This is a genomic window from Burkholderia sp. APQ4-4ca (genome assembly GCF_057837105.1).
In genome coordinates this window covers 1-8,665 of the sequence record NZ_JBYQCG010000146.1, presented here as the reverse complement: position 1 = coordinate 8,665, position 8,665 = coordinate 1, and the positions used below count along the sequence as shown (strand labels likewise).

The window sequence follows — 8,665 nt, the reverse complement described above, 5'->3', positions numbered from 1 at the left end:
ATCGGGGTGAGCTTCCTGCAGCTTGGCCAGCAACGTAACAGCCTTCAGACGCGGTGCATGGCGCAGCAGTGGCACCACCTCCGTCTCCCAGACGTCAGCGAACGGATCGGATCGGGTGCGCCACGTTCTCGACGCTCTCTGCGACGGCAGCGGCGCACCGCGCTCGATTCGACGCGCCGTTCGAACGCTCATGCCAGCCATGGCCGCTGCGACTTCTTGGGTGTGATGTTTGCGCTTGTTCATATAGAGGCGGACCTGCTGGTCCGTAATGTAGGTTCCGGGCATGGCTGTTCTTCTTTTGGAAGACGATCAGCCATCCTAAAACCCCATCCGTCCGGCGCCGCCGGTGGGGAAGCGCCTACGGCGGCTACGCCGCCTTCGTCGTTTCCCCACCGGCCAAGGTAATTGTCGTCAAACCGGCCAAGATAATTGTCGCCGTCTATCACGTCGATGCGGGCCGCGCTCGACAACTCGAACGCGTCGGCGCGCGAGCCAATTGAATCGAATGCGCGCCAGTCGGCGGCTGCATGCGGTCTGACGTGGATTGCGGTGCAGTCGCGGACAGTGTGACGCTTCGCTTCCCACCCCGCGGCGCGCGCCGCGAGTTCGAGCATGTCGAGTTGGTTCACGCGGCTTTCTCCGTCGGCGGGAAAAACGCCTGTACCGGCACACGGAGCGTGATCATTTTGCCGAGCGCGCACAGGCGGAATGCAACGCTAGGATTGGCCGTGCCGACGCCGCCGATCACGCCGGCGATCTTCACTTCGCCCGCGTCGTCGGCGTCGTCGGTGGCGCTGAAGAATGCCGGGTTGACGCCGTGGCTGTGCAGATCGATTACGAGGCTCTCGTCGTCGGCGAGGGTCGGGCGATTGATGGTTATTGCGGTCGGCGTGGAGTTGGTCACTTCGACTTCGCGGTACACCAGTTCCTTGTTCGCCTTGTTCCAGACGATCCATGCGGCATGCTCGTTCGGCGCGGCGTTGGCCGCGTCGGTTGCGAACCGGCGGAGGTGCGGCTCGGCGGCGCTGATGCGTCCGAATGCGAATTCGATTTTTGCATCGATCGAGCCGTACGGCGGACGCGGGCATGCGCCTTCGATCGGCGCGACCGGCTGAATCAGGTGCAGCCACGGGCGGCGGATCTCGACGAACAAACCTTCGGCCGCGAGCAGGAACCGGTGGCCGACGTCGAGCAGCGGCGCAAAATCGGCGTGGCGCGGAACAGTGGCGACCGGGGCGCTATCGAACAGCGCCTCGTCCAGTCCGATGTTTGCGTCGGTGTCTGCGGCGGCGATCGGGCGTGACCGGCCAGTCTTCATTTCGGCTGTCACTGCTTCGCTGAAAGTCTTGAGCGCTTCGCCGAGCGCGCACAGCACGTCAGTCGTGTCTGCTTCGAACGTTGCTTTGATCTCTTCGATTTTCGTGGACATGTGGTTAGCTCCGTTGCGTGAGGCGTTGAATTGCGGACTCGACGGTCAAGTCGACCGCGACCAGTCTTTCGGTGGGAAATTCAGCGCCGTCGAGCAGTTGGCGCCAGAGTGTGGAAATGCTGCCGCCCTGAATCAGCTTTTGGGCATTCGGGTGTGTGAAGCGGCTGCGAAAGAATTCCTCTTCGTAGCGCTCGACGTCGGCCGCGTTCGGCTGCTTCGCGATTTCGACATTGCCGGTGCACACGGAACCGGAGGAATAGACGTTGTAGTACGGCGCCTGAAACAGGGCGGTGCCGCGTTGCGGCCGCGCATTCTCGGCAAGCGCGAACACGTGTCGGCGGTCCCCTTGGGCGATGAACAGCAACGCAGGTTGGTGCGCCGGGCCCGCGCGCGTGCCGAGCGGCTTGTCGGAGTTGAACCAGACGTGCCGCACGCATGCCGGCATCCACCAGGAGACAACGCCGGAGCCTGCGAAGATCACGCGCTCATGCACGAAGCCTTGTTGACCGACGTGTTTCGCGGCCGCGGCGGCGAAGGTCGCAAGTTGTCGCTCGGTGACCGGCTCGCCGGCGAGTAACGTAGGTACGCCGGCGACGACGCGAGCGGTGTGTCGCGTCACGTAAACGTGCGAGTCGGATTGGTTTCGGTACAGCAGCAGAGCCGAATCCAGTTCGAGGTGCGTGGTGCCCTCGCAATAAATGTCGACGGTCGTCATACGCGTACCTGTACGGTGACAGTTTCGGGGGTGCGAAGGTCGAGCAGGTCAAGCAGAGTTTCGACTGCACGCGCGAGCTTCGCTGTGTTGCTCATCCGCGCGAACCAGTTGCCAATCTCGCTGCCAGTGAGCGACAGCTGGACCGCGCACGAGACTTCGATCGGATCGCCCTGGAGTTCGTTTTCGAGGAAATCGTCAAGGATGCGATCGGTGCCGTCCTGCTGGTCCCAAAGGAGATACAGTGAATGATCGACGGGGCCGCGGCCGGTGTCGCGGTTGTCTACTCGGGCAAATGGCCCCGCGGTGACGATGAGGCGGTGAATTTCATCGCAGGCATCGGCGATGGCCGCGGCGGTATCGTCAATCAGGGACGCATATCCGACGTCTGCAGTGCTCAGTACTTGCTCGGGATTTGCGATCCACTCGGGCGCACCGCGGAAAAATTCTGCGCGACGCGGTATCGAATACTCGGCGAAGAACTCTTCGGCAGTGGCTTTTTCAGGGTTCCTGTCATAGCAAAACATCAAATCTTCGAGCGCGTCGATTTCGTTCGAGTGTCCTTGCCAGTACAGATACTCGGCAAGGTAAAGCGTCTCGCGCGGCGTACACACGTTCGGCAAATAGTGATGACAGGCTTCGTACAACACGGCGAGCACGGTCTGTCCGAGCCCGGGCATCACGTTTTCGAGGTGGTTAATGCCGGCGCGCAGATACCGGCATGGCGCCGACCCGGCTCCTTGGTTGGAGTGAATGGAGAACCACGCGCATTGAGTACTGCCAGAGGCGTGCGGCGTCGGCGAATAGCGCTCTTCGCTGACGCGCAAATTCCACTCGAAAATCGTCAGGCCGTCGGTGCGGTCCAGCCATTCGCGGGTAATCGCATGGCGTGCGAGTTCGATTTCGTCGCGGTGATTGTCTGCGTTCGCGGCATCGTCGTCCGTGAGCAACTTGCCACGCATCAGCGCGAGCGCGAGCTCGTGTGAGAAGTTGCTATCGCTGCCGTGAATGGTCCCGGTGACATACCGCGCTGGTACGCCGGCGGCAATGGCCGGGATGACGAGTGCGGGCGCGATCATGGTAGTACCGGCATGATGGACGAGGGCAGGCGCAGGCGCGGGGACGTATGGTCGGCGTAGTGAGTCACGCGTTCCACGTGGCGCGCGAGTCGACTGTTGACGTGCTTCGCGCAGGCGCGCGGCGTCGATTCGCCTGCAAACGTGTTTTCGCGCAGGTGCTTTCGAAGTTCGCGGAGCGTCATTTCGGTTGCGGGCAGTAGCGCGCATGCAGCGCGTTGATGAACGCGACTTCTTCGTCGAGCAGCGGGCATGCGTGCGCACTGCTGAACCGGTCGAGTTCGGCAAGATAGGCGCGCACGGGGTGCGGAACGATGCAGTCGACGGCGCGTATCTCGTCGAGCTTCCGACGTGCGTCGTCGGAGTCGTCCGGGTTCGCGATCGCGATGCCTGCGACGTAGGTTCGTCCGTCAGCACTGGTGGTCAGTTTGACCGTGTAGCTGCTGAGCGGCAGGGCGTGATTGCCCTTCGTGCCGACAGCGCGGCGGAACGTGTAGACGTTGCGGTTGCCTTTGATGACCGGTCCCTCAATCTCCGCGTTCGTGAGCTCCGGATAGGTCTGCGAATAGAAGTCGCGGATCTGCTGGAGCGTGAACGTCGGTGCAGGATCGGCGAGCTTCGCGCCGTTGTACGAGAATTCGCGAGCGAGCGTTTCGATTTGCATGTCGTCGTCTCCGATCAGTACAGGTCGACGCCCGCGTCGGTCGATTGCGGTTGCGCCGCGCTTGCAGGTTCGGCGGGCGCCGGCGTATCTGCGGCCGGCGTCCCGCCGCCGTCGCTCGGTTGGCCGGCATCGTCGATGCGCATCTGGCGCGGGTCTGTCTCGCCAGCGTTTCCGCCATCAGTCGAGGGCGGGTTGTTGGCGTCGTCAGCCTTCGCGGCTTTCGGCGGACGACCGCGACCGCGCTTCCCGGGTGTGCCTGCGGCGTCACCGGTGCTCGGAGCAGGCAACGCGGGCGCTGAATCAGGCTGATTCGCCGCGGCGCACGCGCGCGCCTGATCGAGCAGTGGCGTTGCGCCGGGTGCGTACACCTCGACCGCAGCGGCGAATTCCGCATCGAGTTCGGCCGGCGTCGCGAGCAGCGACAGCGGCCAGCGCTGCTTTTCGCCCTTGCCGTTCGGCATCGGCGTAACGTTGACGCGAAGGCTTTCCGGTCCTTCCGCCGTGATCAGGATGTTGATGCTCGTTGTCTGTGCGAGCGCGTGCAGTGACGTGAACAGAGACATGCGATTACCTCTCAGGTGAAGTCAGGCCGCGAGGCCGTCGTAATTGCGATCGGCGAAATCGGTATCGCCGGGATAGCGGTTCGAGCCGTCGGCTCGATGCCAGCAAAATAGGGAGCCGCGCCGGTGCGGGAACCAATAACCGGCGCAGTCGCAACGCATGCACGTCGTGTTGCGGCGGTTCATCCAGTTGTCGACGCGATATTTCCGGCGGTTGCACGTGCGGCACGCCGGTAGGCGCGTGTAGCGATCGGGATGGCGCCGCAGGCATCGGCGTGCGTCGCAGTGCGTGCAGCGGACGTGGCAACGCGGCATCGATCAGTCCTCCGCGTCGCCGGCCTGCAGCCGTTTCACGTCCACGCGCGCAGCTGCGCGGCGTCGTTCGCGCGTTTCTCGCGCACGCGCAGACGATTCGAGCGCGTCACGCACGCTGGCGCGCTGAATCGCGGTTTCGAAATCGCCGGTCATGTGCAGCAGTTGCCACTCGACGCGCAGCAGATGGGTTGGCAGGTGATCTTTCTGCATGGTCGGCTCACGCGCTGTAGGTGCTTGCGCTCGACGTGGCCCGCGCTTCGTCGCTGTGCGTCCATGCGACGCAACCGATGCCGACCGCGAGCCAGAGCAGCACGATTTTCCAGAGGGGCATGGGCTTATTCATGCGCACCTCAAATGCCGAGCGCCGGCGCGATCGCGTCGGCTATCAGGTAAAGAACGACGAGCGCGACGAGCGGGTGCCAGTCGCGCGCCTGCAGCGCACGCGACTTAAGCCGCATGAATTCGCTGCGCCGGAACAGGATGGTAAGCATCGAAATTCGCCTCGTTGGGTACGCAGCGGAAGCGCTGCAAGCAGGCGAATTTAAGCACACTTAATTTCGAAGCGCAAAGAAAATTTAGTGTGCTTAAGTTGACGCGCAATCTAGACTGCGGGCATACTGGATATCCATACAGTATCGAAAGCGTTTTGTAGAAAAAGACTGAGGGTGCGCGTCGATGAATTTGGACGAACAGATGAGCGAGGGCCGTATCAATCCGGGGGATCTGGCCGTGATTAGCCGGTGCGCCAACAAGGCGCACATCGGTCTGGTGGTACGGGTAATGGGGGCGCACGAGACGCCCGAATATGACTGGGACGTCGAGTTGCTAGGAATGCCCGTCAAGGGCTACGCGGCAAGGCATGACCGCGTGGGGGTGTTTAGGTGCGCGGCGGTTTTCGATTGGAATCTGAGTCGTCTGGTGGCGTCGGCGCATTCAAGTCGAGCAGATCGCCGCGAGCTCTCTCATGCATAGCCAGTACCGCTTTTAGAGGCGCATGCACGGCCGCGACCGCGAGTTCGCTCATGCCCAGGGCAATCGCCTTTTTGAGATCCGCATAGAACGCCTGCGCTTCTTGCGGCAGGTCGTCCTGGGCGTCCTTCATTGGCCCGCGTTTATCCCAAAGCCAGTCAGCGCGCACGCGCAGGAAGCGCGCAACGCGGAACACCGGCGCGGCCTTCAAATTCTCAACGTTCACTTTGCCGCTCGTCCATTGCGAGACAGCTGACGGGGAAACTCCAGCCTTGGCGGCAATTTCCTTGTCGTCGATCGACGCCCCCAGTTCTGCCTCGCGAAGCGTCTTGGCATACCGGAGTCGTCCTACGAAGGTGTCTAGGTCGTTCATTTCAGCAGGCTAAACCTTGGCAGATTAGAGCACTTCACTTTTGAAATTAAGTGTGCTTAAATTCCCATCCATGGAAAACGACCTGCGCATCGCGTATGCGAGCGAAATCATTGATCGATTGGGCGGGACCGGGGTTGTCGCTGATCTCTTCGAGATTGACGACGCGGCCGTGTCTCAGTGGCGCCGGAATGGCATTCCGAAGTCGAGGATGCAGTTCATTTCTGTTGCGCGGCCGGAAGTCCTTGTTGACCTGGAGTCGCGCGATCTGCCGGAGCGGAACGGCGCAGGCGGGAACGTATCCCGTCTGCGCGCGGACATTCGATCGCGGTCGCGTCGCACGCCTGCCGCATGAAAGCGGCAAACGAGCGCGAGGCTTTCGCCTCGCTTAAGGCGCGCCAGATCGCGTCGCGCATGTGTCGTTTGAGTTGTGGCTTCGGGGTCGCTGTTGCGTGCTGAATTCTGAATTTTTGCGTTTTCATGGTGATGCTCCGTTTGGCGATGGAGCAATTCTCTCGGAAACGCGAGCACGTTAACAGTATGAAAAACGGTGAAATTCAAGGGGCAAATGTGGCTCACCATTACAGTCAAACCGCATGGATTGACGTCCTGTATACGTCCGTGTCGAACACGCCCGGGAAAGTCGAAGACGCTGCCCGCTTTCTTACCGAGCGGAGAGGCACGCGAATTTCCGGCGAGCATCTGCGGTTGCGGCTGCGGGAGGTTGAAGGGGCGCGTATTACGGGCGAAATGTTCGAGCTGCTCGTCGAATGGATGCTCGAAAAGAAGCAACCGCATGCACTCGATGCGGTGTACGCGTTCAACGCTAGGTTCGGGCTCGTCGCAACGGAAACGGTCGCCGATGCTGAATCGGATTGCGTCCGTGTGCTTGTCGACTCCGCGCTTACGGTGAGTACGAAAGCGGGCGGCCTGGCCGAGGAGGTTCGGCGCGCCGCTGACGATGGGGTGATCGAGCCGAGAGAAGCCGAGGCCATCGAGCAAGCCGGGCGCGCGGCGCAACGCCAGATCGAACAGACGATCGCGATCGCCCGACGTTCCGCGCAGAGCCGTCGCCGTCGCCGCGGCGCGTAATTGACCTATTCCCGGAGGTTCTCCTGATGGGCGCACACGACCCATTGGATGCGCACGCCCGTACGTCGGCGCCCGAAGCCGAGCAAAGCATCCTCGGCGCATTATTGCTCGATAACGGCGCGCTTGAGGAAATTGCGGGCATCGTCTCGGAAGCTGATTTTACGATCGGCGAGCACGCGTTAGTGTTCAAAGCGATCCGTGAATTAATTCAGCGTGGCGCGCGCGCAGATGCCGTCACGGTATTCGAGCGTTTGCATTCCGTCGATGCGAAGGTTGATCAGCCGCTCGCGTTCTTGACTGATCTGGTTCACGCAACACCTAGTGCAGCGGGTATTCGCCATTACGCTGAGATTGTGCGCAACCGCTCGATTTCTCGGCGGATGCTGCGCGTGTCCGAGCGGCTGCGAAATGCCGTGTTGAAGCCCGGCGGCAAATCCCCTCTTGAACTGTTGGACCTCGCGCAGGGCGAACTGCTAAAAATCGCGGATACGAGCAGCGCGGCCGATGACGAGTTTCGGCCAATCTCGGCTGCTCTGACGTCCGTAATTCAGCGGATCGACGATCGTTATCACGCCGGCGGCGCTGCACAAATCGGTGGGACGGCAACGGGCTTTGTCGATCTTGACCGCCATACCGACGGAATGCATGGCGGTGAGCTGATCGTCGTCGCTGGTCGCCCGTCAATGGGAAAGACCTCGTACGCCATGAACATTGCGGAACATGTTGCGGTCGAGTTGCGCATGCCCGTTGCGGTGCTGTCGTTGGAAATGCCTGACGACCAGCTGGCGACGCGGATGCTTGCCGGAACGTCGCGGATCAATCAGCACAAGCTGCGAACTGCGAGTTTGCGTGACGATGACTGGTCGAGGCTGACGCATGGAACACAGATCCTCGTTGACGCTCCGGTGTACGTGCTCGACAGCTCGTCCGTCACGCCGCTGCAGTTCAAGGCAAAGCTCCGTCGCCTGCAGCGCGTCGTCGGAAAACTTGGCCTGATCATCGTCGACTACCTACAGCTGATGTCGGGGGATGGCGGATCAGGTGAAAACCGCACAAGCGAGGTATCGCAAATTTCGCGCGAGTTGAAAAAGACGGCGAAGGAATTCGACGCGCCCGTGATCGCGCTGTCACAGCTAAATCGTGGGCTCGAGCAGCGCCCGAACAAGCGGCCCATGATGTCCGACCTTCGCGAGTCCGGCGCGATCGAACAGGACGCCGACGTTATTCAGTTTATTTACCGAGACGAGGTGTACAACCCGGATAGCGCGGACCGGGGTACCGCGGAACTAATTATCGCAAAACAGCGGAACGGACCACTTGCTACGGTGAGATTGGCATTCCGAAATGAATTAGCGAGATTCGAGAATTTTGCAGAACCTACAGGGGCGTATTAATGGCGGGAGTGCCAACATCATTTACCTGGCGCCGGGCGATGACCGCGAGCGACTTGCCTGGTACGACCAAGCTCGTATTGTTCG

General features: G+C 61.5%; 14 protein-coding genes. 3 read left to right on the top strand and 11 right to left on the bottom strand.

Features of this window, described 5'->3' with window-relative positions; translation table 11 throughout:
- The 11 genes from AC3IFE_RS18150 to AC3IFE_RS18100 all read right to left on the bottom strand — a co-directional run.
- Positions 1-285, bottom strand: a 285-nt coding sequence (locus AC3IFE_RS18150) for a helix-turn-helix domain-containing protein (protein ID WP_489191417.1), incomplete at its 3' end; no start/stop codon positions are given.
- The gene (locus AC3IFE_RS18145) at positions 240-629 is read right to left on the bottom strand and encodes a hypothetical protein (protein ID WP_489191415.1); all 390 of its coding nucleotides are present in this window, start codon (positions 627-629) and stop codon (positions 240-242) included. The genes AC3IFE_RS18145 and AC3IFE_RS18150, both read right to left, overlap by 46 nt.
- Positions 626-1,429 (bottom strand): PRTRC system protein A, encoded by an 804-nt coding sequence (locus AC3IFE_RS18140; protein WP_489191414.1) that lies wholly within the window; start codon positions 1,427-1,429, stop codon positions 626-628. The genes AC3IFE_RS18145 and AC3IFE_RS18140 overlap by 4 nt, the downstream gene beginning before the upstream one ends.
- A 4-nt stretch (positions 1,430-1,433) precedes the next feature.
- Positions 1,434-2,144 carry a PRTRC system protein B gene (locus AC3IFE_RS18135; RefSeq protein WP_489191413.1) on the bottom strand — a complete coding sequence of 237 codons (711 nt, stop codon included), beginning with the start codon at positions 2,142-2,144 and terminating at the stop codon, positions 1,434-1,436.
- On the bottom strand, positions 2,141-3,220 hold the full coding sequence (locus tag AC3IFE_RS18130; RefSeq protein WP_489191411.1) for a PRTRC system protein F: 1,080 nt from the start codon (positions 3,218-3,220) through the stop codon (positions 2,141-2,143). The genes AC3IFE_RS18135 and AC3IFE_RS18130 overlap by 4 nt, the downstream gene beginning before the upstream one ends.
- A 178-nt stretch (positions 3,221-3,398) precedes the next feature.
- Positions 3,399-3,881, bottom strand: coding sequence for a PRTRC system protein C (locus tag AC3IFE_RS18125; RefSeq protein WP_489191409.1), 483 nt, complete (start codon positions 3,879-3,881; stop codon positions 3,399-3,401).
- 14 nt (positions 3,882-3,895) lie between these two features.
- Entirely contained in the window at positions 3,896-4,444 is a 549-nt protein-coding gene (locus tag AC3IFE_RS18120; RefSeq protein ID WP_489191408.1) for a PRTRC system protein E, read from the bottom strand.
- Positions 4,445-4,465: 21 nt separating this feature from the next.
- Entirely contained in the window at positions 4,466-4,627 is a 162-nt protein-coding gene (locus tag AC3IFE_RS18115) for a hypothetical protein (protein ID WP_489191407.1), read from the bottom strand.
- A gap of 132 nt (positions 4,628-4,759) precedes the next feature.
- On the bottom strand, positions 4,760-4,966 hold the full coding sequence (locus AC3IFE_RS18110; protein ID WP_059499130.1) for a hypothetical protein: 207 nt from the start codon (positions 4,964-4,966) through the stop codon (positions 4,760-4,762).
- Positions 4,967-5,106: 140 nt separating this feature from the next.
- Positions 5,107-5,247, bottom strand: a complete 141-nt coding sequence (locus tag AC3IFE_RS18105) for a hypothetical protein (RefSeq protein ID WP_175769713.1) — start codon at positions 5,245-5,247, stop codon at positions 5,107-5,109.
- A 386-nt stretch (positions 5,248-5,633) separates the two neighbouring features.
- Positions 5,634-6,098 carry a helix-turn-helix domain-containing protein gene (locus AC3IFE_RS18100; RefSeq protein ID WP_034174089.1) on the bottom strand — a complete coding sequence of 155 codons (465 nt, stop codon included), beginning with the start codon at positions 6,096-6,098 and terminating at the stop codon, positions 5,634-5,636.
- Positions 6,099-6,168: 70 nt separating this feature from the next.
- On the opposite strand from AC3IFE_RS18100, the gene AC3IFE_RS18095 reads away from it, so the two are divergent.
- The 3 genes from AC3IFE_RS18095 (at position 6,169) to dnaB (ending at position 8,581) form a co-directional block, all read left to right on the top strand.
- On the top strand, positions 6,169-6,450 hold the full coding sequence (locus AC3IFE_RS18095) for a helix-turn-helix domain-containing protein (protein ID WP_489191406.1): 282 nt from the start codon (positions 6,169-6,171) through the stop codon (positions 6,448-6,450).
- A gap of 185 nt (positions 6,451-6,635) precedes the next feature.
- A complete protein-coding gene (locus AC3IFE_RS18090; protein ID WP_034174560.1) occupies positions 6,636-7,187 on the top strand; it encodes a phage regulatory CII family protein in 552 nt (183 codons plus the stop codon).
- A 26-nt stretch (positions 7,188-7,213) separates the two neighbouring features.
- A complete protein-coding gene (gene dnaB, locus AC3IFE_RS18085; RefSeq protein ID WP_489191404.1) occupies positions 7,214-8,581 on the top strand; it encodes a replicative DNA helicase in 1,368 nt (455 codons plus the stop codon).
- The last annotated feature ends 84 nt before the right edge of the window (positions 8,582-8,665 follow it).

Excerpts from the sequence above, each read along its gene's own strand:
- AC3IFE_RS18125 (WP_489191409.1), bottom strand. The coding sequence starts at position 3,881 with ATGCAAATCGAAACGCTCGCTCGCGAATTCTCGTACAACGGCGCGAAG.
- AC3IFE_RS18090 (WP_034174560.1), top strand. The coding sequence starts at position 6,636 with ATGAAAAACGGTGAAATTCAAGGGGCAAATGTGGCTCACCATTACAGT.
- AC3IFE_RS18140 (WP_489191414.1), bottom strand. The coding sequence starts at position 1,429 with ATGTCCACGAAAATCGAAGAGATCAAAGCAACGTTCGAAGCAGACACG.
- AC3IFE_RS18105 (WP_175769713.1), bottom strand. The coding sequence starts at position 5,247 with ATGCTTACCATCCTGTTCCGGCGCAGCGAATTCATGCGGCTTAAGTCG.
- AC3IFE_RS18120 (WP_489191408.1), bottom strand. The coding sequence starts at position 4,444 with ATGTCTCTGTTCACGTCACTGCACGCGCTCGCACAGACAACGAGCATC.
- AC3IFE_RS18130 (WP_489191411.1), bottom strand. The coding sequence starts at position 3,220 with ATGATCGCGCCCGCACTCGTCATCCCGGCCATTGCCGCCGGCGTACCA.
- AC3IFE_RS18095 (WP_489191406.1), top strand. The coding sequence starts at position 6,169 with ATGGAAAACGACCTGCGCATCGCGTATGCGAGCGAAATCATTGATCGA.
- AC3IFE_RS18115 (WP_489191407.1), bottom strand. The coding sequence starts at position 4,627 with ATGAACCGCCGCAACACGACGTGCATGCGTTGCGACTGCGCCGGTTAT.
- dnaB (WP_489191404.1), top strand. The coding sequence starts at position 7,214 with ATGGGCGCACACGACCCATTGGATGCGCACGCCCGTACGTCGGCGCCC.
- AC3IFE_RS18135 (WP_489191413.1), bottom strand. The coding sequence starts at position 2,144 with ATGACGACCGTCGACATTTATTGCGAGGGCACCACGCACCTCGAACTG.
- AC3IFE_RS18110 (WP_059499130.1), bottom strand. The coding sequence starts at position 4,966 with ATGCAGAAAGATCACCTGCCAACCCATCTGCTGCGCGTCGAGTGGCAA.
- AC3IFE_RS18100 (WP_034174089.1), bottom strand. The coding sequence starts at position 6,098 with ATGAACGACCTAGACACCTTCGTAGGACGACTCCGGTATGCCAAGACG.